The organism is Desulfobacterales bacterium (assembly GCA_030066985.1).
Taxonomy (GTDB): domain Bacteria; phylum Desulfobacterota; class Desulfobacteria; order Desulfobacterales; family JAHEIW01; genus JAHEIW01.
The window spans coordinates 1-25322 of record JASJAN010000017.1 but is presented as its reverse complement, the minus strand read 5'-3'; the positions used below and the strand labels follow the sequence as shown (position 1 = coordinate 25322).

Here is a 25322-nt window from a genome sequence, read left to right as displayed (position 1 = left end):
CCCTCCTTGGTTATTCCGTTTGCAGGCCCAATCCATAGTATTCATATTCAGCATCGCCGACGTAGTAATCCCTGAATTCATCTACATAGGCCTTGCGTTCATCACTGTTTCTCCAGGCTTCCCATGCTTCAATATTCTCCCACATTGACACCACCACGATTTGGTCTTTGTCCATAAGGTTTCGCAGATTTTCTGAAGCTATATAGCCTGGTTGTTTCATTGCCCCGGTGCGGGTGTTGATTAAAAACCGGGATGCTGCCTTCATGCTGCCTTCTTTAAACTTACGTTTGATTAAAATTTTTACTGCCATGTTGATGCCCTCCTTTCTAATTAAAAAAATTGAATAAAATTTTTTTAATCCGGCCTGTTTTTAGAAAGGTTTTTAGTGGCAGAAGTGGCTTCCGATGATGATCAGCAGCGATCGAAAAGTGAGTTTCGCGGTTCGCTATTCGAAGTGACAATGAGTTGTAAATGAAGGGAATCCGGCTCAGGCCCGATACCAAACTAAATAGAAAAGAGGCGCTTAAAAGTCAAGAGAAAAGGACTGTGGGGTTCCTCCTGCGCCAAAGGCTTCGGAGGACAAGCAGGGCTCAAGGTGCTGTGTTCAAAGGTTCAAGTTTCCGAAAGAGCGGTTTTTTGCTCGTTGAATCAATTATTTAAGCAGGTTCAGATGGCCCGTGCGGACAGAGTCGGCCACCAGTTTGCCAGTCAACTTTAATTTTGCCAGACGGCCTTTTTTGGCAGCCATAAGGATTTCGCGCAGTTCTTCGACCGTCTGCGGTGGTTTAAGCTCGACTGGTTTTTTCACCAGCGTAATCGATTCGGTCGGGCATCCGGGGACACACACGCCACAGCCCAGGCAGCGATTCAGATCCACAACCGCTGTTTGGTTCTCTGGGGCTACGCGCACCGCATTGACCTGACAGCTTTTCTCACATTCACCGCACCCGACACAGGTGTCCTGATCCACGCGGGCATGAAAATTTGACGCCCAATAATCCAATGGTTTGGGCAGGGCTTTATGGGTTCGAAGCATCCCGCAGCAACAACCACAGCATGAGCAGATAAATTCGGCCTTTTCCGTGTTGGACGGCTGAAGTACCAGGCCCTGCTTTTGATTCTCTTCAAGAATGGCCAGCGCTTCTTTGCTGCTGATTTCTCTGCCCATACCATTTGCGAGGGCCATGCCGGCCATACTGCCAACGGCCAGACAGGTTTCTTTGCGATCCGTTGCGTCGCACGATTTGCCTTCAAGCCGTTTTTTTTTGCGGCAAATACAATCAAAGATGACAAAAGGGGCTTCAGCCTGTTGCAACAGGGTCGACACTTCATCAAAGGTGCTGACATTGTGCTGTGGGTGGATGCTCTTTGATATGGGGATGGTGCGCATCTGCGGCAATTCAGTACTTAAGAAGGCAATGCCGAATTTTTTATCCGAAGTATATTCGTTGAAATCTTTGACAAATTCCGGGGTCAGGCGGTCTAACTGATATTCATACATCCCCACCACCAAGGGCGCGTTGCAATACACCATTTTACCGTTTCGGCGTTTGGCCTCGATACCCCCTTTTTTCTGAATATCTTTTAAAAATTTGGCCAGCTCTTCAGGTGCATCAACCAGATCACCGGCCCTTTTGAAAATTGTTTCAAGGGGCTCGTATTTGTAGTTCAAGCAACAGGCAATGGCAGCTTCTTTGGGCGTAAATATATGCTTTAGGATTTTTATCTCAACACCGGAGCGGGTGGCCGGAAATCCAACGGTTTGCTTGTCTAAATGCTGCTGCAGTCTGACATAGACTTGATCATTTTCTATCACTGGGCACCTCCACATCAGATGGTCTATTTGAAATCCGAGGTCCGTATTAAATCCCAAAAATGGGCCGGTGGTCAAGGGTTGTTTTTGGGGAAGGTTCCGGGTTCAGGGTTCACCCGCCTTCGCGAATGCTACGGCGCGGCAGGCAAGGTTCAAAGGAAAGAGAACTCAGAAATGGTTTGAAAAGCGCGGGCAGGGGCGATATTGTCAAATTTCAGGGGAAAAGGCTAACATCATTTAAAGATATTTATTGGCGGAAAGTGAATAGACATGTCGTTTCTGAAACATACGCCGCAGTTTGCGAAACAGGACGCAATTGCAATCCTGAATGATCTTTACGATATCCAGGCCACGGCAGACGCCCTTCCCAGCGAACGCGATCAGAACTTTCGTATGTCCACCCCGTCCAAGGAATGTTTTGTCCTGAAAATTGCGAACGCCTTAGATGACCCGGCCTTGCTGGATTGTCAAAATCAGGCCATGTTACATCTCAATCGTCAGGTGACGTTCTGTCCCAAAGTTGTTACGAACCGAAACGGCGAGTTCATTTCCGAAATCCAGTCTCCAACGGGCGCTACCCATAAAGTTCGTCTTGTAACCTATCTGCCCGGAGTTCCAATGGGATCTGTCCAAAGACGCTCATCCGGCCTTTTTGAAGACCTGGGGCGCTGTGTTGGTGAAATGGACCGTGCGATGACGGACTTCGATCATCCTGCGGCCCGGCGGGATTTTTACTGGGATTTGGCCAAAGGCTTACAGATCGTTAAGGAATATCACCCCTTGATACCAAATGCCCATTTACGGGAGCTGATCGAGAAATTCGCCGGGTATTTCGAACAAAGCGTAACACCGCTACTTCCGGATCTGCGTAAAAGCGTGATTCACAACGATGCCAATGATTATAACGTTATCCTTGGTGGCAATGGCGATCTGTACACACAAAATCAGCGGGTGGTCGGTATTATTGATTTCGGTGACATGGTCTTCAGCCATACAGTCGGCAATCTGGCCATCGCCATTGCTTATGCGATTCTCGATCAATCCGACCCCTTGCGGGTTGCCGCCCATATGATCAAAGGATATCATCGACCATTTGCCCTCACCCAAGCTGAAATCGCCGTGCTCTATCCGATGGTATGCATGCGGCTGTGCATGAGCGCTTGTATTGCAGCTCACCAGTTAAAGGAACGTCCCGACAACGAATACCTGATGATCAGCCAAATGCCGATCCAGCGGACCCTGCCGAGGCTGACTGAAATCCATCCGCGTTTTGCGGAGACGGCCTTCCGTCAGGCCTGTGATCTGTCTCCGCTGCCGCACGCTCAAACCATCTGCAAGTGGCTGGACCGAAATCGTATCACTGCTGCGTCGCTCCTTGATATTGATTTACGCACAGCCCCCCTGAAAATATTTGATTTAAGCGTTGCCAGCTCCCTGGTGAGCGGGAACCCGGAAAAAAACAAAGAATCCCATCTGACCAAAAAGCTTTGGGAAAAAATGCAAGCCGCCGGCGTCTCAGTTGCTATTGGACGCTATAACGAAGCCCGCTTGATTCAAACACGCTTTATTGGCAATATTGATTCACCGACCGCTGAGCACCGGACCGTTCACATCGGTATGGATGTGTTTGCCCAACCCGGGGCCACAGTTTATACTCCATTAGCGGGCAAGGTATACGCCTTTTCGAATAATGAGGGATCCCAAAATTATGGCCCGGTGATCATCCTGGAACACACCACTGATTCGGGAGATTCTTTTTACACCCTGTACGGTAATTTAAGCTTGGATACCCTGGAAGGCCTGACTGCCGGCAAGTCCATAGCCGCTGGGCAGCAAATCGGCCGAATTGGCTCAGCGGACGAAAACGGTAATCGGACACCCCACCTTCACTTTCAAATTATCACGGATTTGCTGGATAAGGATTGTGATTTTCCGGGCGTGGTTCGAGCCAGTGAACAGCATCTCTGGAAGCTGTTTTCACCGGATCCGAATCTTGTTATCGGTATTCCGCAGGATCGTTTTCCGGCGCCGGATCCAAGCACGTCAGACACTTTGGCCGCGCGCCGCAAATATATCGGTCGCAATCTGAGCATCGGCTATCGCAATCCGATTAAGATGATGCGGGGATGGCGGCAGTACCTGTTTGACGACACCGGGCGCAGATATCTTGATGCCTATAATAATGTGCCCCATGTCGGTCATTGCCACCCCAAGGTGGTGGCAGCTGCCAGTCGGCAAATGTCGGTTTTGAACACCAATACCCGCTACCTTCACGATTTCATCAACCGCTATGCCAAGCGTTTGTGTGATACCCTGCCGGCACCCTTGAGTGTCTGCTTTTTCGTCAATTCGGCCAGCGAAGGAAACGAGCTGGCCCTGCGCTTGGCCAGAGCCTATACTGGGCAACGCGACATGATTGTGCTCGAGGTCGCCTATCACGGGCATACCACCTCGCTCATCGATATCAGTCCATACAAGCATAACGGCCCCGGTGGTAAAGGGGCGCCATCGTGGGTCCATACGGCGCCGATCCCTGATCTATACCGGGGCCTTTACCGTTCAGACGATCTGCAGGCAGCCCTTAAATATGCAGGACACATTGACGACATCATCCGCGAGCTGCAGGACAACGGTATGGGACTGGCCGGATTTATTGCCGAAACCTGCCCGAGTGTGGCGGGACAAATTTTCCTGCCCAAAGGTTACCTGTCGGCGGTTTACCGCCGGGTCCACAAGGCCGGAGGGCTGTGCATCGCCGACGAAGTGCAAACCGGTTACGGTCGAATTGGCACCCATTTTTATGCTTTCGAAGCCGAAAATCTAGTTCCCGATATCGTGGTTTTGGGAAAGCCTATCGGTAACGGGCACCCCATCAGCGCCGTGATCACCTCTCCTGAGATCGCCGAAGCCTTTGACAACGGCATGGAGTTTTTCAGCACTTTCGGCGGCAATGCTGTCTCTTGTGCAGCGGGCTTGGCCGTGCTCGATGCGGTGATCGAGGAAAATCTCCAGTCCAACGCGCTGAAAGCCGGAAAACGAATGCTTGCCGGAATGATCCCGTTTATCGATCGTTTTCCGATTGTCGGCGATGTGCGCGGATCAGGGCTTTTTTTAGGCGTTGAGTTGGTGCGCGACCGTGAAACCCTCGAGCCGGCCAGGGAAGAGGCGGACTTTATCGTCAACCGCATGCGCGATGCCGGCGTTCTTTTGGGCACGGACGGCCCTTTTGAAAATGTGATAAAAATCCGGCCACCCATGCCTTTTAACGAAAGCAATGCCGAGTTTCTGGTGGCCAACATGGAGCGCATTCTGACGGAAGATTTTTTGGTCTAAGGTTCAAAGGTTCAGAATTCCGTCATACGCCAAAGTCTTCGCAGGAAAAGCAGAGTTCAAGGATTCAACAAAATTGGGTTTTAGGTGCCCCGCATTTGCCACAAAGGCTACGGCGGGCGGGCAGCTTTCCCGGCTTCGCTCAATAGAGCTACGCCGCGGCAAGCAGGTGTCAGATTACAGACCACAAAAGTCAGAAGACTGATGACAATCAACAGCGAGCCGGATGGGTATCTGCGTGCGGATGCCTGGCTGGCGATATAACAGGACATCAACATGTGGCGTTTGCTTGACAGTATATCTTTTCCGGTTATGATTTTTATTGCAGCCTTTTTGCTGCTGGCGCCATTTAGCCCCATGCCGCATGTGGTCGAAAAAATCATCATGCTTAAAAACGGTAATCTGAGCCGGGCGGTCGACATATTCGATCTGTGCTTTCATCTGGCACCCACCGTTTTGCTAGGAATAAAACTCCTCCGCAGCCGTAAGCAAAAATAGGCATTTGACTTACAAATCAAAGCTTGTCCTTTTTTATCTTTGGCGAAGCAGTAAGGAGCGCTTATATGATTGATTTATATGATGTGACCCTGGTTGCGGTCGTTTTGGCCGTGGTCGAGCTTATCGGCATATTGCTGGCCGTTGACGCAGTCATGCGACCACGCTCGTCTCAAGCCGCCATTGCCTGGTCCATTGCCCTGGTTGCGCTGCCATTCGTTACGATTCCCATCTATATTATATTTGGCCGCACGCGCTTCCATGGCTACCAGACAGCTCTGCGGGAAAAAGAAGCCGTTGTCGGGCAGCGCCTGACGGACTGGTTTGCGCGCATGGAGGCGACAGCTGCAGAACCGCAGGAAGGGCTCGAGGCTGTCGAGGACCTGGTACGTGGCCTCACCAAGATTCCATTTACAAGGGGTAATCGTGTCGATTTGCTCGTGGATGGTGAGGCGACTTACGGGGCAATGCTGGATGCCATCGCGGAGGCCGAATCCTATGTGCTCGTCCAGTTTTACATCGTCAAAGATGGCAGTGTTGCGCGCCGTTTGCGTGATGCCCTGATCGAAAAAGCGCAGGCCGGGGTACGGGTTTATTTTCTATATGATGAGATCGGCTGCCTTGGTTTGTCGGCCAATTATCTGGATGCGCTGCGGAAAGCATCGGTCGAGGTGTCCGGCTTTAAAACCACCCGGGGGCGTCGCAACCGTTTTCAGATCAACTTTCGCAATCACCGCAAGCTGCTGGTTGTCGACGGGCGCATCGGCTTTGTCGGTGGGCATAACTTGGCCGACGAGTACCTGACCTTTCGAGATACCCATCTGAGATTAGAGGGTCCGGCTGCCCAGCATATTCAGTTCTCCATCCTCAAAGACTGGTACTGGGCCACTCGGCAGGTTCCAGAGATCAGCAAAGAGATCCACCGATCCGACAGCGATGACCAGAAAGTTGCCATCGTCAACACCGGACCGGCCGACACCAAGCCGAACTGCAGCGCTCTGTTTGCAACCATCGTCCACACAGCACAACGACGATTGTGGTTAACGAGTCCCTATTTTGTACCCGATGATGTCCTGGTGCGTGCACTGCAGGCCGCCGCCATCCGCGGTGTGGATGTACGCATTCTGCTGCCCGGAAAGGCCGATCATCGCCTTGTCGAGCTGGCCTCATTCACCTATTACGGGGAGATGCTGGATTGTGGGGTTCGGCTTTTTCGCTACCAGGACCGCTTTATGCATCAAAAGGTGTTTTTGGTGGACGACCGCTTGGCAGGCGTTGGCACCGTCAATCTGGACAACCGGGCCATTTACCTCAACTTTGAAGCCACAGCCCTTGTTGCCGGTGATCGTTTTGTTCAAGAAGTGGAAGAGATGTTAAAAGCCGATTTGGCCTTATGTGAGCCGGTGCGTCGTGAGCAATTTGACAACAAACCGCTTCGATTTCGGGTTGCCGCCCGCATTGCCCGCTTGGCGTCGCCCTTGCTGTAAAGCCAATCTTGTTTTCAACCTTCCGGTGGGTAAAATATCAACTTGCTCTTTACCGCATTGAATAGGATGCATATCTTTTCAGCTATATTTTTTGACGTAATGAAAATCATTGGTGAAAAGAGGCCATATAAACGCCAGTACTGAGGTTCAAAATGAAGTCAAATAAAAAGAATAAATTGAAAGACATGCCTTTACAAAACGATCAAAATTCGGCGTCGAAGCCATCAATAACGCGTGCAGACAGATACAACCTGTGGCAATTGAGGTGTCGCCAGGCGTTCTTTCTGGTTGCGCTCGCAGCCATTGTTTTGCTCTGGCCGCAGAGCGCGTCAGCCGAAGAGGGCGCTGCGAAACCCATCAATTTTTTGGCCATGGGAGTGGGGCTGCTCGGAGGGCTTGCGCTGTTTTTGTACGGTATGGAAAAAATGACCGACGGCCTCAAAGCCGCAGCCGGCGAGCAAATGAAGATCCTGTTGACCAAGCTGACCCGCAACGCAGTCACCGGGGCGTTCACCGGGGCCCTGGTGACAGCCGTGATCCAATCCTCATCGGTCACAACCGTTTTGGTGGTCGGTTTTGTGAGTGCCGGCCTGATGACGCTGGTGCAGTCAGTGGGTGTGATTATCGGCGCCAATGTGGGCACCACCGTCACAGCCCAGATTGTGGCTTTCAACGTCACCGCGGCGGCCTTGCCCCTGATTACCATTGGTTTTTGCATGATCTTTATCGGTAAAAACAGCCGCGCACGACACTACGGTGACATGCTGATGGGCCTGGGCTTGATCTTCTATGGCATGGCGGCCATGGGCGACGCCATGTCACCATTGCGAACCCATGAGGGCTTCATTGAGTTGATGCGCTCCATGGAACGACCGATTTTCGGGATGTTTGTTGGCGCGCTTTTCACAGCCCTGGTGCAGTCGTCTTCGGCGACCATCGGTCTGGCGGTGGTAATGGCTACCCAGGGTTTTGTGACCCTGCCGGCCGGAATTGCGATCGTTTTCGGCGCCAAAATCGGCACCTGTGTAACAGCGCTGCTGGCCTCGCTGGGCAAACCCCAGGATGCGCTGCGGGCAGCTGCCGTGCACGTCGTTTACAACGTGCTCGGGGCTGCGATATGGATTGCCTTCATCGATCAACTGGCCAGCCTGGCTGTCTGGGCGTCAGCTTCTTATCCGGAGTTGCAGGGTGTTGAACGCCTCGCACACGAAGTGCCGCGACAGATCGCCAATGCGGCCACCATCTGGGCGGTCGCCAATATGGTCATCTTTCTGCCGTTTAGCGGGCTGCTCGCCCGCCTGGTACGCGTGCTGGTGCCGGAGCGCGAGACGGCCGAAACGGTCATCGTACAGCCCAAGTTTTTGGACAAAGAGCTGATGCGCGTGCCCTCCCTGGCGCTCGAGCGCGCACGCCTCGAGTTGGGTCACATGGCCGAACTGGTTGATCAGATGCTGGAGGACGTGCCCGCGGCTTTCCAGAACCGGGATTTTCGCGAGGTCTCGCAACATCATGATCAGGTGGTGGTGCTTCGTGAGGAGGTTTTACATTACCTGCAGCAAGTCGGCCGTGAGAACCTGACGGATATTGAATCAGACGAGCTTGCCCAGCTTGTGTCTGCCACCAGTGAAATCGAAAGCATCAGTGCTGTCATCGGCCGTGAGTTTGTCCACCTGGGCGAAATCTTCAAGCGAGAGAATCTCACTGCCAGTGATACGACCGGCACTTTGATCGGAAAACATTATGCGGCAACACGTGAGGCTGCCCGTGCAGGTCTGCAGGCGATTGTGAAAAAAGACGAGCGCGCAGCCCAGGCGGTTGTCGCGCGCCGCGATGAGCTCTGGAAACTTGGCCGCGATCTGCTCCAACAGCAAGCTGCTCGTTTAGCCCAGGACGATCCCCAGCGCCTGCTCAAGCACCGGGTGCAGGTCGACCTGCTGGACAAGATGCGGCGGATTTACGGGGTAGCCGAGCGCATGGCGATCTCGGTGCTGCCGCGCGCCGTTCTGGCCGGAGAGCTGGCGGCGTAAAATGCCAAGTTGCGAGGTGCGCGTTGCGGGTTGCGCGAGTTTGATGGTTTGAGTTTTCGAGAGATCGATGTATGGTTGTCGAGCTCAAGGCGAGTCGGCGGTGATTTGTTTTAACAGCTGCTCATCCAGGTTGCCGCCGGTTAAAACCACACCAACTTTGCTACCAGGGTCCGACCAATGGCCGTGCAGCAGGGCGGCCACACCGACTGCTCCGGAGCCTTCCACCACCAGCTCATGTTGCTTATGCAAGAAGCGGATGGCAGACCGGATATCATCTTCTGCGACCAGCACCATTTGGTCAATCAGGCGTTGACCAAGCTCGAAGGTGATGTCACTGATGCCCCCCTCCAGCCCCTCGGCAATGGTTTCTTCCGAATCGAAGGTCAGATACGGCCGGTTTTCCGCCAGGGAGCGCGTCATGGCGCAGGAGGCCATCGACTGGCAACCGACGACCCGCATGGCCGGTTTGATTGCTTTAACGGCCGTAGCCACCCCGGCGACCAACCCCCCGCCGCCCACCGGCACAATCACGGTATCCAGATCGGAAACCGCCTCCAGCATCTCCAGACCTACGGTCCCGTGCCCTGCCATGATCAGCGGGTCGTCAAAAGCCGGTATAAAAACTCGCCCGGAGGACTTCGCATCCGCCAGGGCCGCTGCATGGGCTTCATCGAACAGGCGGCCCTCGATCACCACTTCAACCGGGTATTGCCGAATGGCTTCCAGTTTATTGTGCGGAACGGTTTGCGGCACATAAATGCGGCAGGGCATTTTAAAGGTTCTGACGGCCAAACCCACACCCTGGGCATGATTGCCGGCCGAGCTGGTGACAATGCCGATGGCCTTCTGGTTTGCATCCAGCGAGGCGATCTTGTGATAGGCCCCCCGGATTTTAAAAGAGCCGGTATGCTGCAAACACTCGGCTTTGAGATAGACCGCCATTCCGGTATGATCGCCCAGAGGAGCGGAGCGCTCAAACGGTGTTTGTCGGATGATGCCCTGCAAGTTGCGGCGGGCGTTGCGAATTTCTTCAATGGATAGGGGCGCCATAGACTTATTTGTCCAAGAACAGCGCCCGTGAGTCAAGGGTTTTATTCAGGAATCAGTGGTCAGATGTCAGAAAACAGATGTCAGAAAATACAGGAAAGGTAAAATGCTTAAATTGCCGCTACTTTAAGTTGTTTTCCAAAAACTGACACCTGACACCTGAACACTGAAACCTTGTATAAATTCAAGCACCCAGTCAGTGGAAGTAAGTCACCAGACAAGTTTAAAACTGTATCCCGATAAAATGGTCAGCCAAGGTATTGATGAAACAGCCACCCCCGCCGCCTGATGAACCGGAGCCGCTGGGCGCAGCGCCCATACCGGATGGATCAGCGATGATGCCGTTTTGCTGATTGTCATCATCGCCAGTGCCGCCGTCGACCAGGGTAATGCTCAACTGGGTGCGGTCGCCATTAAGGGAAACGTGTGCGCTGTAGTCATACCAGCCCTCGCTCTGGCTGTACTTAAACCATTTATAGCCCTGCGGCATGGGCTCGGGCAACAAGACGGTGACAGTGGCGCTGCTGCCGGGGATGTCCACTTTGATTTTAAAGTCCAGCAGGCCGTATCGCATGTCTTCGGGCATCCCGTTCCGAATTGTAATTTCCGCACCGTCGGGATCGACTGGCTGCAAGCTGACCAGATGAGAGCCATTATCCGGTTTTAAACCCAGCACTGATTGGGTCGTGGTCTCAAGGGCGATGGCATCGTTGGGTACCGATTGGATGCCGTTTTCGGTGATGTCGATTTCTACCGTATCCGAATCGGAATCACCGCCCGAGTCGGTCACGGTTAATTGAAACATCACGGTTGCGTCGGCGCTAACTGGTGCGGCCACAAAGGTGGGCCGAACGGCGTCGGCGTCCGATAAGGTAATTGCCGGACCATTGGTCTGGTTCCATTCGTAACTGACAATTGCATCGTTGGGATCAGATGACTGCGATCCATCCAGGGTAACAGTTGCGCCCTCAACAACACTCTGATCGGGGCCTGCATTGGCAGTCGGCGGCAACTGGTTGACCGCAAAGCTGACCGCAATGGTGTGATTGCTGCTAACATTCTCAAATGTGTAGCTGGTGGTAATAGTGGCGGCAACACCATCCACCAAAATTTCGGCCACGCTGTAACCGGCGTCGGGGGTGATAGTGAAGGTGATATCACTGCCCTGATCGATTGAGAAGTTGCCCTGGGGGACGATACTGCCCCCTGCGCCTGCGGTAGCTGAAAATGTATAGGTGGCAATTTCCGGACAGGCGCTGAAGCCGCTGCGGCGCCCAAAATTCTGGGTCCAGTAATGACCATAGTTGCTGCTGGCCACATACGCATAGCCAACACCGATATCGCAAAAATTGGGGTTGAGAATATTGGCGCGGTGTCCGGGACTGGCCATCCAGGTGTCGATCACATCCTCAGGCGTCGGCTGCCCGGCAGCGATATTTTCACCACAGTAATTCCAGGTGTAGCCGGCGTCTGTGATGCGAACGCAAGCGGTTCGTCCGTCAAGTCCCGTATGACTGAAATAGTTTTGCAATCCCATGTCCTCGGAGTGACCCTGAGCGGCAGTTGCCAGGCTGGCATCATAGCTGAGCGGCGGCAGGCCTTCAGCATCCCTTTCAATGTTGACCAGATCAATTACTTCGGATGCAAAGTCGGCATAAGCGTTTCCGCAGAGCAAAAAAAAGCAGCACGACAATAAACTCAGTATCCGTTTCACTGGCTCGCCCCCCAAATAGTTGTATCGGTTTATAGTTAAATAGATATAGGCGCTATTAACCTGCTGTAATTTTGCAATAATCGCACCATGGGATTTCGTTTATCTTAAAGAGAATAATACCCAGTGGTTACACGCCCCGGGTCGCAATGTTTTATTTCAAAGTGACAAATTTAATAAACAGGCCGTACAAAAAATGTCACACACCGGCACCTGATCCGGTTTTGTAAACCTTTCCAAAATCAGTTGCGTCATAGGCCTTAAAATTCCGGGTCGATTCTATAATCGAGGAAGGAGAGCACAGATGAAAAAGAAACTGATAGGGCTGATACTGGTTACATCGTTAATTGCATGTACGGGAATGTCTCAACGACAGCAAACCGGAACCGCCGTCGGGACCGTTGGCGGGGCTGGTGTGGGAGCAGTCATCGGAGGCGCCTATGGTGGCAATACCGGCGCATGGATTGGCGGATTGGTTGGCGCCGGGCTCGGTGGTCTGGCCGGTTACCAGGTGGCTTCTTACATGGACCGGCAGGAAGCCGATCTGAATGCTGCCCTGGCAGAGTCAAGAGCATACAACCGCGCCAGCATCGAGCGGGATCGGGAAAACACCGATATTCTTCTGGCCACTTTTACGGGCGATGTCTTCTTTGATTTTGATTCAGCCAGCGTTAAATCCGGCGGATTTGCCGAAATCAATCGCGTCACACCCGTGCTGCAGAAATACAACCACACCGCCATTCAGGTCGAAGGCCACACCGACGCGGTCGGTACCGAACTCTATAATCAGCAGTTGTCCGAACGCCGCGCAGCGGCTGTTAAAAATGTGCTGATTCAGCGCGGTATTGATCCCAAAAGGATTCGCTCTGTGGGTTTTGGTGAATCCCAACCGGTCTCTTCGAACAATGCTGTGAACAGAAGGGTGACCTTGAGAATTATACCGCTGGTGGATGGGAGTACCACATAGGTATACAGAGGACAGAGGACCCGGCTTCGCTCTCCGAGCTTGGGGCTTCGCCCATCGGGCTTCGACCCCACAAGTCGCCGGGACAAGACGCCGCGGCAAGCAGAAGCAAGGTTGCCCTTCGACTTCGCTCAGGGTTTCGGTTAAAGGAAACTGAAACTAATCGGAACGCATGTTGTGTTCCAGCTTATACAGATCGATGATGTCATTGACCTGGCGGGCGGTGGCTGAACTTTTAAATGCCTTAATCTGGTCTGCCCGATAATAGGTCTGAGTGTTGAGCCAGGCAGCAAAATCATCATCTGCGATAATCTGGTGCCAGTTGGTGTGTTGAGCAGCCACTTCTGCATAAAGCACCACCGCCTCGGCCAAATCCGGTGCAAATAGCGTGTCGGATCTCATATGGTGGTCATCGGCAAATTGCTGCAGAGCAGCGCTGGTGTGAGGGCCGATAATTCCGTCAAGCGGTCCGGTATCATAGCCGTTGGCAATCAGGCTTTTCTGGATCCGTCTGATCCGGGCCGGGTCCCGATTGTATGGGCTCAAAATTTCTTCGGACAAGGCCTCTTGATAGTTGATCTTCTCAGGAGCCGGCGCTGCTGCGGGCGGTGCTTGTTGTTGAATCCTCGTCTCAGCTTTTGTGAGTGGCTTTTTTAATGCGGGTTGCTGTGGTGTCTGGGCGGCTGTCTCGGTTTTTGCAATCTCTTTTGCTTGAGGCGTCGGCTCTTTTTTAGGACGGGCTGCAGTCGGTTTTGGCTCGGCTTTAGATGCCGCCTCTATGCTTGCTTTCTGGGGCTCCGCGGGCGGTTGGCGGTCAAGAACACGATACAGCAGCAGGACGCCCAAAACCGCTATGATGGCCACAAAGCCAAATACGAGGCTTTTTTGGACGGTTTTTTGAATATGCGGCCGGTGAATGACGTCAGGAGCCTCTGCAGGGTAGTCGGGCTCCCAGGGAGGCGGCTCCGCTGGGGGGTCCAGAACCGGTTCTGCTTCAGAATCAGACAACCGTTCTGAAGGGGAGCCGGGCTTCGGATCGGATTGTGGATAGTCCAGATCCGGTTCAATTTTAACAGGTGCTGCTTCAGAATCGGGTTGATGAACATGACCCGCTAGATGTGGTTTGGCCTGCAAGTATGATTTTAGCCGTTCATAGGCTTCGTTGATTTCATTTAATTTCAATTCCGCCTTGCGCCGATAGCGCGGCAGATTCTGGAAATTTTCCGGGCGCCAGGCGTTGCTCAATTCCTTATAAGCGTGCTCTAAATCGTCAATCGAGGCCGATTCATTCAGTTCGAGTATGTCAAAATATTTTTTCATAGAATTGTCCAGAGAACATATTCACAATATTCTACACTATAAAACAAGCAAAAAATCGGTCATTAGTTAAGTAAAATCTGAATGCACATATTAAAAAAATTAAAAATATGAAACCCAAAGCTATCTTAAAAATAGCAGATCACGTTCAAGGGCAAGGCAAAAACCGATTCAAAAGTGGAGCATACACGTCAGTATTCGAGCATTTTGAATCGGTTTTAAATCCGCCACGAATATTGGCGGATTAGATGCATTTTTAAGATAGCTTTGAGGTTTGGGCGAAGAATTCATGCTTATCCATCTCATCAAAGGCGATGATTCCCTGGCGCCGCGCTGTGTTGTAAAGCCTGTCGAGATAGGCCTGCCATTTAACACTCAATTGGGGATCATCCTGCAAGCTGCAATCGATGGCGTGGTGAATTTCGTGTTTTAAAATGGCGTCCAATTCAGGATCTTTTAAAATACTGGCTGAGATGAAAATGATACGGTTAGGATGGTTGTAGGCGGCCGGCTGCTGATCCCAGGTTTTGCCGTCATCGAATTGATCTTCCACTTCATACCATTGCTGCCGGCCGTCCTGGCTAACATTCACCCAACGATCCGGTGTGATGCGGCCGTCGCCATCCAGATCCGCGCCGAATCCAAGATCCGTCGGCAAGGTTTCCGCGGCGCCCACAAAAATGCGAACGCCATTGTTTTTTAAAAAAGCAATTAGTTCTGCAGGAAAACCGGCCAGCTTATCTGATATGACTGCTTGCTCAACCGGGCTGGCAGTTCCTCCCATCCAGGAATCTGAAAACATGTTGGCAGGTATTCGTTCGGATATCGATTCTAGTGGTTTTAAATTCAAGCCGGCGATGAATTTTTTAAAATAGCCCTCGGTGGCCAGGGCGGTTTCAAACATGGCCAACGGATGGTATTTAACCAGATCGGGAAACTCACCCAGGCAGGTGTGAACGGACGGCGTTAATTGGGCATGGGAAAACATATCCTGCAAACTGTGTAGACCGATGGCAAACTCTTTTTCAGCAGCATCATAAAATCCCTCATCCGCCAGGCGGTGGGCGCGCGCCAGGTGAATTCGGGCGGCTGTGATGCGGGTATCTTCCTGCCCGGCCGGACTACGGTTGTAGTGCCGTTGAATGTCGCCGATTTCACCGACAGTCCCGGTAATGCGGGGTTTGGCAGCATCCTGTGGATCGCGGTAATGCGTCCGGCTGATATCGACATTATAGCATTGGATGGCGATGCGGCGGGCCTGTTGTCTGCTGAATCCGAACCAAACTGCCATATCATAGGCGCCAAAGTTTTCATCGGCGCGTCGCCCCGGATCAATGCTGCCCGCATGCGGTCCCCTGTCCCATGCATACTGACGCATCTGTTTGCGTAGGATTCCCAGATAGCGATCTTCTCTGGGCAGGTTTGAGGGGGTTGCCTTGATAATGTCTTTGAAACGACCATAAGGGGCAGTGTGGTATCGATGGGTGTTCTGTTTTTTTTCGGTCCATTTGACTGCCACAGGGTCAAGGATGCGATCAATGGCAGTGATCGGCACCGGAGCGACGCGGCTTGCTGTTAAAAAAAACTTTTGGATGAGCGCGCCGACTTTTTTGGAAAAAGGAAAGTAGCGCGGGTCCGGGCGATATCCATTGATGAGATGAAATGCGCGCAGCAAACCGGCATTTGTCCGGCCGGCGGTCAAGGAGGTTTTGAGACCCAGCACAGACAGATAACCGGTCGGGTCGAATTCTTCGATGGGTCTGCCCCCCAGCGTTTGTTTATATGCCTCGTAAACCTGTGGTGCTGCTGCCGACTGCCAGCGGCCGGATGCGTATGGATCATCGGTGGCGTCCAGGCAGCGCTGAATCTCTTTTAACAACGCCCCCTCCTGCCATATCCCGGGCCGGAAAAAATCTATTTTAGGAATCGGCATCAATCCCCCATGTATGATTTAATGGCTATAAAATAGGGGCTAAAGGTTCAGGGTTCAAGGGTTCAAAGGTTCAGAGGTTCAAAATTACAAGACTGAGGGTTATTCAATTGTGAGTCGCGCCTTTCGGGTTGAGTTGGCGTGATCTGGTGGAGGGCTGCGTACTAAGCGCTTTGGGCTTCACCCTAAAGCCACAACCTAACAAATCGTTTAAGGAGCAGAACCGAGGGAATTGACGAGAAAAATTAGCCGAGGATTTGCAACATGATTTTATTTAACTAAAAGATTTGATCTCTCTGTGTTCTCTGTGGGCTCCGTGTGATAAATAATCAATTGCGCGCTATTTTGGTTACTTCTTTTTTTTGAACTCGGCGATTTCGCTGACAGCCTCGATAGTGGTTTTCATGTGCGCTTCGGTGTTAAACGGGCCGATGCCGATGCGGACCGATCCGCCGATTTTATCGGTGCCCAATTGCTCGTGGACCAGAGGCGCGCAGTGAAGTCCGGTGCGGCAGGCAATCTCATACTCGCCATCCAACAGGGTGCCGGTATCGAGCGCTTCCATGCCGTCGACGTTAAAACTGAGAACACTGATATGATCGCTCAAATCATCTTGACAATGCAGTGTCACGCCATCTATGGCCGTGAGGCCATCGCGCACCATACGCGCCAGCTTCATTTCATGGGCATGAATGTTATCGATGCCTTTTTGCGCAATCCACTTCAAGCCGGCATGCAATCCGGCAATACCCATGACATTTCCGGTGCCATATTCGAGCCGGTAAGGATAATCGTCCAGGTGCATACGGTCAGCGGATCGAACCCCTGTGCCGCCGGCGCGAGTATGCCGGATGTCAATGCCTTCTCTAACGTAAAGACCGCCGATGCCGGTGGGTCCCATCAAGGATTTATGGCCGGTAAAGGCGACAACATCAATGTGCATTTTGTCGATGTCGATCGGCACCTTGCCGGCGGATTGGGAGGCATCGATGGCAAAGACGACACCCTGCTCGCGGCAGATGCGGCCAATGGCGGCAACCGGCTGAACCGTGCCGATGACATTGGAGACATGGTTGATAATGACCAGACGGGTGTTGGATTTGATTTTTCGCTTGATATCGTCCGGGTCGACAAAGCCTTTGTCATCGAAGGGAACATAGTCAACTTCCACGCCATGCAATTGGCTCTGATGATACAGCGGTCTCAGCACCGAATTGTGCTCTACGGTTGTTGAAATGGCATGATCGCCCGATTGTAACAGACCGAAAATGATCAAATTAAGCGCATCGGTGGAGTTATAGCCAAAGCATAGCCGGTTGGGATCCGTGCCCCCGAAAAAATCGGTCATCATCTCGCGGGTGTTATCCACCAGTGCGCCGGTTTCCATACACATGTCATAACCGGAGCGTCCCGGATTGACGCCAAAGTCCCGGAAAAATGAGTCCATGAACGCGTAGACCTCTTCCGGTTTAGGGTAAGAAGTGGCGCCATTGTCAAGATAAATAAGTTTTGCCATTTTTGGATATCCTTGCTTTAGTTCAGCCGGTATGAATTTTACGGCGCATGGGCCATTAACCTTGTTAGCAGTAGCCTTATTTTTCCGGGCTACCATATGGCAATTCGCGGATAAATACAATAGGTCCTTAACTAAGTTTGAAAATTAGTGCGACTTTTAGAATGCGCTTTCATCGCAGCGGGCTAAATGGACAACCGGCTCTTTCCTTTGTAGCCGGAATAGGGCAGGGTGACGTACAACCCGTCGCCCATGTAGACGCCCAGACCCATAAAAAATCCTTCCGGATCGTAGGTCTCTACCACATCCCCGTGGGTTCTGCCGGGATTTACTTTTTCCGGATAACAAGTTGACAGCGGGTTGTAATACATGCGGACTTTATGGCGCACACGCCCGCGGGTGGAATTGGATTCGATCTCTTTGACCTCGTTTTTCCAATAGTAAAATTTATCATACAAGGCGCAATGCGGCCCTTTTTGGGCACAGGCGTTGAAAAATTCTTGCAGATCGACTAACTGGCCGTCCAGAGTAGGCAGATACCGTTTATCGGGCAATACTTTCAAACGCGCCACGATGGCATCGATGCATTCTTCGGGTGTTTGCGCGGGGGCCTTTGTCTGTTTATGACATCCGGCGATCAGCAGCCCCAGAAGAATGCAGATCAGACCCAGAGCTATCGCACTTCCCGGTCTCGCTGCTCTTCTGGCAGTCGGTCCGACAGGTAACAAGATGATAATATATCAACCTCCATTTTGGTGGATTTTAGCGCTACAACATTATGTCGTTATAGCGCTAAAACGTCAAGCAGGAGGCGAATCTCCGTTCTGTTTCGGTTTAGCTTTAATCAGCCATTTATCGGCTTGACCGATCATCTTGCCCAGCTGGGCCATTATCTGCTCATAAGCAGCGTTGAGTTGCTCGCAGGTGTCATCATCCAGGTATTTGCATTGCCGGGCGAATTCAATCCATACCTGGGTCTCACAGGCGTGACCTTCGGAATCATTTAGTTTGGCAATAAAGGGCGTCTTAAAGCGCCTTTTGCGCCAGGCCCTGCTAATCTGCGAGCAGACCAAACGCGCAGCTTGTCGCAGTTGATCGGTCAACCCGTATTGTTCCTCAGGCGGAAACTTGGCAGTCAAATGAAAAATATCCATGGCAGTGTGCATGGCATTTTGAAAAACCCGCAAATCCCTGAAACTGGTAATTTTGTCTGGCATGATGCAACCTCCCTTCAATAAAAATGTGCAGATGCAATTAATCGTATATCAACCGCCTGCCGGGCAGGCGGTTGATGATATTTGGCCATGGAACCGCTAGTTCTTGGCCTGCCGTTTTTTGGGATTTTGAACGCTGATCAGCGCCTTGTTTTTTTCAAATGTCTTTTGTCCGATGCGCGGAACTTTCATTAAATCTTCCGCTTTCTGGAAGGGCCCATTTTTTTCACGATAGGCAACAATAGCGGCGGCATGACTTGCACCGATACCTTTTAACTGCGTCAGTTGCTCTGCCGTGGCTGTGTTGATATTTATCTGTGCAACATCATCTGCCCAGACGCCGGACGCAAAGATCAGGCCCATTAAACATACGGCTACAACTCTTCTTAAATTTTGCATGCTTTCCTCCTTTCAATTATGGGGTATCCATCATTCCCATGCCCCTGCGGCAGGGAAGCTGTGAAACGCAGCGCAAAATTTATTTGGATATTGTCAACTAAAACTTGCATTTTTTTAAATCAGCTGTTATCTAAAGTTTGCATGTAAATGAATCTGAATGGTATAAACAATCTCTTTCTTATGTAAATTAGATCAGTTGTATAAAGATTATGTCGTTTTGGTGTTAAGATGACATATAAACCGGCAAATTAGTGTTGTCAATAAAAATTTGCATTAAAAGCAAAAATAATTTACCTAAAGCAAATGTCTGGTTTACCGGACCGACGGGGGCCAAGAATGACTGAGGAAGAAAAACAAAATAATAACAATGAGATGAAGCTTTCATTGAGTGAGACTGAGGACATCATCGGGCGGCTGAAAGAAGCGCTGCATGTCAAATCCGACGGACAACTGGCAAAATATTTAGGCATCACACGGCAAAATATCGGTGCGGCCCGCAAGCGAGACGACGTTCCTCCAGGATGGATATACAAGGTAGCCGAGCTCAGTGGATGCTCCATGGATTGGCTGCGGTTTGGTCAGGGCCCCCAGAGACGGGTGGCATATACGATGGCAGAAGCTGAAGAAAAAGGGGAGCTGTCCAGTCAGGAGTCGCCCTACCGGCGCCGGGTGAGTTGGAAACCGCGATCGGTGGATGACCTGCAAAGCGATGCCGATGCCACCGGTTTCGGTATGGCAGTTGAAATGTTGGCTAAAATCTACGGCTCTGAAGATCAGTTGCTGATCGGTGCCATCAATACAGATTTGCGTGCATTTTGCGAAGCCATAGACCGCAAGCAACGCGATCAGCATTCAACCAAAGAGCTCATCGAGCTGAAAAAACGCCTGGCTGAGATTGAAAAGCATCTGAAGCAGGACAAGTCTTCTTGATTGCGGATTTTGGATTTCGGATTGCAGATTTCGGAATGCGGATTTTTAACCACAGATTACGCACCCGCCCGCCTCGCCTTGCTCGCATGGCGGGCGTGGGATTAACACAGATTAAAAAATTAAAAAATAAAAATTAAGAGATGATCTATAAATAATGAGTTTAGCTATGCCGGGTATATGATCCCGCATAGCAGAAACTGTGAAATTGATCGGTCATGAATTGCTTACAAAGGGGAATTCGCATGAAGCGGAGACCCCTTTGTAATGGAAGCCAAGGAAAACAAATATCTTTTACTCTACGGTGCGATATTCGTACCGCGACCGAAAGTCCATGGTATTGGTATAAACCAGTTTGGGAACCAGTTGGCCATATTTTTCTTTGGGATCGCTGACACCGACGCTAAACGGGCCATCTTTTATCAAGTTAATTGCAGCCACCTGGGTTTTACCGGAAGTGGCCCGGGTCCAGCAAGTGGCACCACTATCTGTTTCTAAGATTCGGGTTTTCAGTGCAGCTTCGATATAGGCTCTGGCATTCAAAGATTTAGCAGCGGTGTACACATTAATTTTAGGCTTTATATGTGAGACTTGCAGATGTCCCAATATGATGGCATCCACTTTATACTTTTGTCCGATCGATTGGATGGTTTCGGAATTGAGTTGACTGTGTCCCAGGGAACGCATCAGGTAATCCGCATCGCCAAGCTCAAGGATACGTGTGCCCGGTTGCGCTGACTGAATATTTTCGATGAAATTTTGCGTTACATAGGGTTTGAGCGTATCTTCGGCATTTGTTGAAAATTCAACCACACCAATCGACGGATACGTTTTCAAATCGACTTTGGGCGGCACGAGCACTTTCTCGGTATGGGCACATGCCAGCAGTAAGACGATGATGGCTGTTGCTAAAAATAAGAGGTTAAATTGTCCGCTTTTGATAAGCGTACAGCAGTCTAACGTTTTCGTTTTCATAAATTGCTCCTTAGTGTGTATTTTGGAACCGTGCGATTGATGAGATTAGTCGCAACACAGCTGCCTGACTTAACGGCTGTGTTCTATATCGGTTAGAAATGGGAATTCTTGAGGATATGGTTCTCGTCGTCGCCCTACAGGTAATATCACGGCAAGAAAGGGTTCAGATGTTCAAATTTCGGGCGTCTGGTCACTGGCTCCTGGCAGCTGGCTGTCGGTCACTGATCAAGGACTCAAAGCCAGTCGCCAGCCGCGAGTAGCCAGTGGCCGGAGAACCAGAGTTCGCAGATTCCGGGTTGGTTATTTATTTTTTAATGGGAATGCCTTTGATCTGGTTAGTATAAATGCCGGGAGCAGAATCGGGTATCTCGATGGCGCCGACGGTGTTTTTATAAAAATCAATATCTTCAACACCCCCAACGACCGCATAGCCATAGCCTTTGTTTTTCATATCCAGCAGACAGGCATACATCAACGCCGTGCCGGTTCTTTTTTTACGATGTGATTTTATCACCCCGATGGGGCCGAAAAATCCCAAGGACGTGGCATCGTAGCAGGCAAACCCGATGATGTTGCTGTCTTTGACGGCCACATAGCAAGTGCGGGGCTGATTGGACAGGGCCACATCAACCTCGCTGGCCCAACCGTCGCCAAAATGATCGCAAACCCAGGCGATGATGGCGTGTTTTTCAGGGCCGATGGGTTTGCGAAGCTCAATGCCAAGCGCTGTTTGTTCCGTCCAAAATGTCCCTTGCGGCTCAAGATCATATAATTTGACCAGCATATCGACCATCAGCATGCCTCCGTTTCTAATTTATCGAACAGTCTGAAACCCAAGCTGTATTTTTCAACATTTTATGCAGTTTGTCAAAAAAACAGAGCTGCGAATCTGATTTCGACCCCATTTAACAATAATTGAGTATAGTTCGCTTAATTTTTAAAAAAAGATCGACGTCGGGCGAAACTTTTTCAACGCCGCTGTGTTTAACCCAGGTAAAGACAAGGCCCGCCACATGGAAAACGCAGATAAAAATATAAACGGAGGCAATGGCAATGAGAAAAAAACTGTTGACGGCATTAACCGGGGTGACGCTGTGTCTGGCATTTGCATCAAATCCTAATTCCGTTCTGGCTGAAGAAGAAAGCGCCGATTTGCGACCGGGTGTGTCCTTACGGCAACGCATCGATACCAATGGCGATGGCACCATCGATGCCAATGAAAAAGCAGCTTTCAGAAAGCAGTATCTGAAACGTTTTGATAAAAACAATGATGGTAAACTGGATCGGGATGAAAGACGGCATGCGCGTCGGCGCTTTGATCGCGCCGAAGATCGCTGGGACCGTCGCGAAGATAAATTTGATCGACGCGAAGATCGTTGGGATCGCCGGGAAGACCGCTGGGACCGACGCGAGGATGTCCGGGACTATCGTGAAGACAGACGGGACCGCTGGGAAGACGTGCGAGACCGCCGGGAAGATCGCTATGATCGACTTGAAGACAGATACGATCGGCGTGAAGACCGCTGGGACCGCCGCGAAGATATTCGGGATCGTAAAGATGATCGCATCAAGGCAAAGCGCCTCAACAAATTAGAGGAGCGCCTGGCCAACACAGATGACCCCAAAGAAAAGGCCCGGCTGGAAAGACGCATCAATCAGTTAAACAAAAACATTCGTCGGGATAAAGCCGAAGATCGTTGGGACCGCCGGGAAGATAAATGGGACCGTCGCGAAGACCGTTGGGACAGCCGCGAAGATCGCTGGGATCGGCGCGAGGATGTACGCGACCATCGGGAAGACCGACGCGACCGCCGGGAAGATTTTCGTGACCGTAGAGAAGACCGACGGGATCGCAGAGAGGATTTCCGGGATCGCAGGGAAAACCGTCGGGACCGCAAAGAGGATGTGCGTGAGTTTAAAAGAGATCGACGGCAATACAGAAGGCATGCCAACCGTCCGGGAGGGGGCGGAAGGCGCGGCCACCGTCGCTAGATGTCATGGCCGCCAAGGCTAGTGTCCCTAATATTATCGATCATTTACAGCGAAAAAACGGCAGCCCGATCACCGGGCTGCCGTTTTGTTTTGCAGATGTTTTCGTTATGTCAAAGGCCCCTACCTGAATCTAAGTTGCCTCTATTTTTGTTAAATCTGTCTCTAAATCAATACCGTATTTTTTGATGCGCTTCCAAATCGTCACGCGGCTCACGCCCAAAAGCCGTGCGGCTTCAGATTGATTGCCGCCGACCTGGCGCAGTGTATCCAACAGGTTTGACCTATCTTCTTCCCATGATACAGAGCTTTGCTGCGCGCGTGTTAACGGTCTCTTGCTACCGGTAGATATTTTCGGTGGAAGGTGCTCCACGCCAATCCAATGCCCCGAGCACAGGACAAAGGCATATTCGATGGCGTTGCGCAACTCGCGCACATTACCGGGCCAGGAATAGGTGAAAAGAGCCTCCATGGCTTCCGGTGTCAGGCCGACAATTTTTTTGCCGGATTTTTCGGCATTTTGTTCAATAAAATTTTGTACCATCAGGTGGATATCATCGAGTCGCTCGGAAAGGGAAGGGCATTTAAGTGGAAACACGTTGATGCGGAAAAACAGGTCTTCACGAAAGTGTTCCTGGGCGATCAGGTCTTCGATATCTTTGTTGGTAGCTGAGATAATTCTGACATCAACCGGAATCGGCTTATGATCACCGACGCGTTCAATTTCTTTTTCTTCCAGAACCCGCAGCAGCTTCACCTGAATGCCCAACGGGATGTCGCCGATTTCATCTAAAAAGATCGTGCCCTCGTGGGCGGCTTCAAAACGACCGATACGGGTTCGGTCGGCGCCGGTATAAGAGCCTTTTTCATGGCCGAAAAGCTCACTTTCCAACAGATTTTCATTCAGCGCGGCGCAGTTGACTTTAATAAAGGGCTTGTCTTTTCTGGGGCTATCTTCATGAATGGCGCGGGCCACCAGTTCTTTGCCGGTACCGCTCTGACCGTGGATGAGTACCGGTGCGTCGGTCTGGGCCACATTCTCGATGAGTTCAAAAAGGCGCTGCATCGGCGGCGATTCGCCCAGCAGCCCGTGGTGTTGGTCCTCCAGCCGACAGCTTTTGCGCAGGGTCAGGATTTCCTCCTGCTGGCGCACGATTTCAGAGATATCGGTCAAGGTTTCCACCGATCCGATCATCTGCCCCTCAGGATCTTTAAGCACGGTTGCATTCTTGACGACATGCAACGCGCGCCGGTCTTTCCTGGAAATTAGGCATTTCTTGGCGGTGACGATACCTTTTTCAAACAAGCTGCACCACTCTTTTCCGGGGCCGCGCCCATACAGCTCGCAGCCGGTGCAATTTAAGATCCGGCAATTTTGACCGACCAGCTCATCGGCTGAATAGCCGGTCAGCCTTTCAGCCGCTGGATTCATGGCCAGGATATTGCCCTCCGGGTCAATGACCATCAGACCGTCCTGTAAGGTATCAACAATGGTTTTCCAGTATTTAGCGATGTCCATTAGCATGCGCTCCTTGGATGCAAAATTCGTGCGCTAGTCATTTCAAGCGCTTCAGTTTAAGTCGAACAGACAATTGTGCTCAATAATTTACCTGCCTAATCGCTGTCGAGCCAGGCCAGACAAGCAATTAGCAGATTGCTTCGCCATTTTTATCTGCCTGGTGAAATTCATTATCGAATGCAAAAAACTGTTAACACTATTAACCTAAGAGTGTTAACTTAACACTTTGTGTTAACGATTACAATGAAAGAAATGGCTGTTTACCAAGAATATCAAAAAGCGGGAATATTTATGACTGTGGTGCCGATTAAACAGACCGCATAATTGGCTATAATATATTGTAATAATTTAAATTACGGATTCTATGATTGGGATATCTGTCGGTTTATGTGTAAGTGAAAAAAATTTGCTTCTGTATGATTGTTGCCCTGATTGTTCAACTCAGATAGCGTATCAACGGTGTATTGGCAACAGATGGGGCATAACCTGCAGATGAAAGGTCTTAAGTGTTAACCTGTTAACTGCGAAGAGATTAACACCTGCCGGAGAAATGCCGGTTATAAAAGTTTAGTGTAAAAAAATATTTATAAAATTCAGTAAGTTGTAAAATTTAGCGTGCATTAGTGTGTTGGCATGGGCTTTGCTATCTTTACGTTACCTGAATA

21 protein-coding genes are annotated in these 25322 nt (G+C 51.0%); 7 read left to right on the top strand and 14 right to left on the bottom strand.

The window, feature by feature from the left end; genetic code table 11:
- Window positions 1-10: 10 nt before the first annotated feature.
- Together QNJ26_09700 and QNJ26_09695 are read right to left on the bottom strand one after the other, a co-directional pair.
- Window positions 11-310: an antibiotic biosynthesis monooxygenase family protein gene (locus QNJ26_09700; GenBank protein ID MDJ0985806.1), complete on the bottom strand. Its 300-nt coding sequence runs from the start codon at window positions 308-310 to the stop codon at window positions 11-13.
- A gap of 342 nt (window positions 311-652) precedes the next feature.
- The gene (locus QNJ26_09695; GenBank protein ID MDJ0985805.1) at window positions 653-1816 is read right to left on the bottom strand and encodes a 4Fe-4S binding protein; all 1164 of its coding nucleotides are present in this window, start codon (window positions 1814-1816) and stop codon (window positions 653-655) included.
- A gap of 267 nt (window positions 1817-2083) precedes the next feature.
- Between QNJ26_09695 and QNJ26_09690 the strand changes: the two genes are divergently transcribed.
- A complete protein-coding gene (locus QNJ26_09690; GenBank protein MDJ0985804.1) occupies window positions 2084-5146 on the top strand; it encodes an aminotransferase class III-fold pyridoxal phosphate-dependent enzyme in 3063 nt (1020 codons plus the stop codon).
- Window positions 5147-5253: 107 nt separating this feature from the next.
- On the opposite strand, the gene QNJ26_09685 is transcribed toward QNJ26_09690, so the two are convergent.
- Complete coding sequence (locus QNJ26_09685; GenBank protein ID MDJ0985803.1) at window positions 5254-5421, bottom strand: hypothetical protein; 168 nt, start codon at window positions 5419-5421, stop codon at window positions 5254-5256.
- Here QNJ26_09685 and QNJ26_09680 point away from each other — a divergent pair.
- The 3 genes from QNJ26_09680 (at window position 5420) to QNJ26_09670 (ending at window position 9152) form a co-directional block, all read left to right on the top strand.
- Complete coding sequence (locus QNJ26_09680) at window positions 5420-5641, top strand: hypothetical protein (protein ID MDJ0985802.1); 222 nt, start codon at window positions 5420-5422, stop codon at window positions 5639-5641. The genes QNJ26_09685 and QNJ26_09680 overlap by 2 nt on opposite strands.
- A 65-nt stretch (window positions 5642-5706) precedes the next feature.
- Complete coding sequence (cls, locus tag QNJ26_09675) at window positions 5707-7125, top strand: cardiolipin synthase (protein MDJ0985801.1); 1419 nt, start codon at window positions 5707-5709, stop codon at window positions 7123-7125.
- 152 nt (window positions 7126-7277) lie between these two features.
- Window positions 7278-9152: a Na/Pi cotransporter family protein gene (locus tag QNJ26_09670; protein MDJ0985800.1), complete on the top strand. Its 1875-nt coding sequence runs from the start codon at window positions 7278-7280 to the stop codon at window positions 9150-9152.
- Between the two features lie 84 nt (window positions 9153-9236).
- On the opposite strand, the gene QNJ26_09665 is transcribed toward QNJ26_09670, so the two are convergent.
- Complete coding sequence (locus tag QNJ26_09665; protein ID MDJ0985799.1) at window positions 9237-10202, bottom strand: threonine/serine dehydratase; 966 nt, start codon at window positions 10200-10202, stop codon at window positions 9237-9239.
- A gap of 220 nt (window positions 10203-10422) precedes the next feature.
- On the bottom strand, window positions 10423-11913 hold the full coding sequence (locus QNJ26_09660) for a CAP domain-containing protein (protein ID MDJ0985798.1): 1491 nt from the start codon (window positions 11911-11913) through the stop codon (window positions 10423-10425).
- Window positions 11914-12214: 301 nt separating this feature from the next.
- Between QNJ26_09660 and QNJ26_09655 the strand changes: the two genes are divergently transcribed.
- Window positions 12215-12877, top strand: a complete 663-nt coding sequence (locus QNJ26_09655) for an OmpA family protein (GenBank protein ID MDJ0985797.1) — start codon at window positions 12215-12217, stop codon at window positions 12875-12877.
- Window positions 12878-13033: 156 nt separating this feature from the next.
- Here the strand turns inward: QNJ26_09655 and QNJ26_09650 are convergent, their stop codons facing one another.
- From QNJ26_09650 to QNJ26_09625, 6 genes are all read right to left on the bottom strand, one after another.
- The gene (locus QNJ26_09650; protein MDJ0985796.1) at window positions 13034-14194 is read right to left on the bottom strand and encodes a hypothetical protein; all 1161 of its coding nucleotides are present in this window, start codon (window positions 14192-14194) and stop codon (window positions 13034-13036) included.
- Between the two features lie 253 nt (window positions 14195-14447).
- Window positions 14448-16124, bottom strand: a complete 1677-nt coding sequence (locus QNJ26_09645; GenBank protein ID MDJ0985795.1) for a hypothetical protein — start codon at window positions 16122-16124, stop codon at window positions 14448-14450.
- A 346-nt stretch (window positions 16125-16470) separates the two neighbouring features.
- On the bottom strand, window positions 16471-17637 hold the full coding sequence (locus tag QNJ26_09640; protein MDJ0985794.1) for an aminotransferase class V-fold PLP-dependent enzyme: 1167 nt from the start codon (window positions 17635-17637) through the stop codon (window positions 16471-16473).
- Between the two features lie 182 nt (window positions 17638-17819).
- On the bottom strand, window positions 17820-18362 hold the full coding sequence (locus QNJ26_09635; GenBank protein ID MDJ0985793.1) for a hypothetical protein: 543 nt from the start codon (window positions 18360-18362) through the stop codon (window positions 17820-17822).
- A 72-nt stretch (window positions 18363-18434) separates the two neighbouring features.
- A complete protein-coding gene (locus tag QNJ26_09630) occupies window positions 18435-18851 on the bottom strand; it encodes a four helix bundle protein (GenBank protein MDJ0985792.1) in 417 nt (138 codons plus the stop codon).
- Between the two features lie 96 nt (window positions 18852-18947).
- Entirely contained in the window at window positions 18948-19247 is a 300-nt protein-coding gene (locus QNJ26_09625; GenBank protein MDJ0985791.1) for a helix-hairpin-helix domain-containing protein, read from the bottom strand.
- A 336-nt stretch (window positions 19248-19583) separates the two neighbouring features.
- Between QNJ26_09625 and QNJ26_09620 the strand changes: the two genes are divergently transcribed.
- Window positions 19584-20177, top strand: a complete 594-nt coding sequence (locus QNJ26_09620) for a helix-turn-helix domain-containing protein (GenBank protein ID MDJ0985790.1) — start codon at window positions 19584-19586, stop codon at window positions 20175-20177.
- A 291-nt stretch (window positions 20178-20468) separates the two neighbouring features.
- On the opposite strand, the gene QNJ26_09615 is transcribed toward QNJ26_09620, so the two are convergent.
- Together QNJ26_09615 and QNJ26_09610 are read right to left on the bottom strand one after the other, a co-directional pair.
- Window positions 20469-21149, bottom strand: coding sequence for a hypothetical protein (locus QNJ26_09615; GenBank protein MDJ0985789.1), 681 nt, complete (start codon window positions 21147-21149; stop codon window positions 20469-20471).
- A 304-nt stretch (window positions 21150-21453) separates the two neighbouring features.
- On the bottom strand, window positions 21454-21942 hold the full coding sequence (locus tag QNJ26_09610; GenBank protein ID MDJ0985788.1) for a GNAT family N-acetyltransferase: 489 nt from the start codon (window positions 21940-21942) through the stop codon (window positions 21454-21456).
- Between the two features lie 260 nt (window positions 21943-22202).
- On the opposite strand from QNJ26_09610, the gene QNJ26_09605 reads away from it, so the two are divergent.
- Entirely contained in the window at window positions 22203-23141 is a 939-nt protein-coding gene (locus QNJ26_09605) for a hypothetical protein (protein MDJ0985787.1), read from the top strand.
- 130 nt (window positions 23142-23271) lie between these two features.
- Here QNJ26_09605 and QNJ26_09600 read toward each other — a convergent pair whose 3' ends face one another.
- On the bottom strand, window positions 23272-24657 hold the full coding sequence (locus tag QNJ26_09600; GenBank protein ID MDJ0985786.1) for a sigma 54-interacting transcriptional regulator: 1386 nt from the start codon (window positions 24655-24657) through the stop codon (window positions 23272-23274).
- Window positions 24658-25322 lie beyond the last annotated feature (665 nt).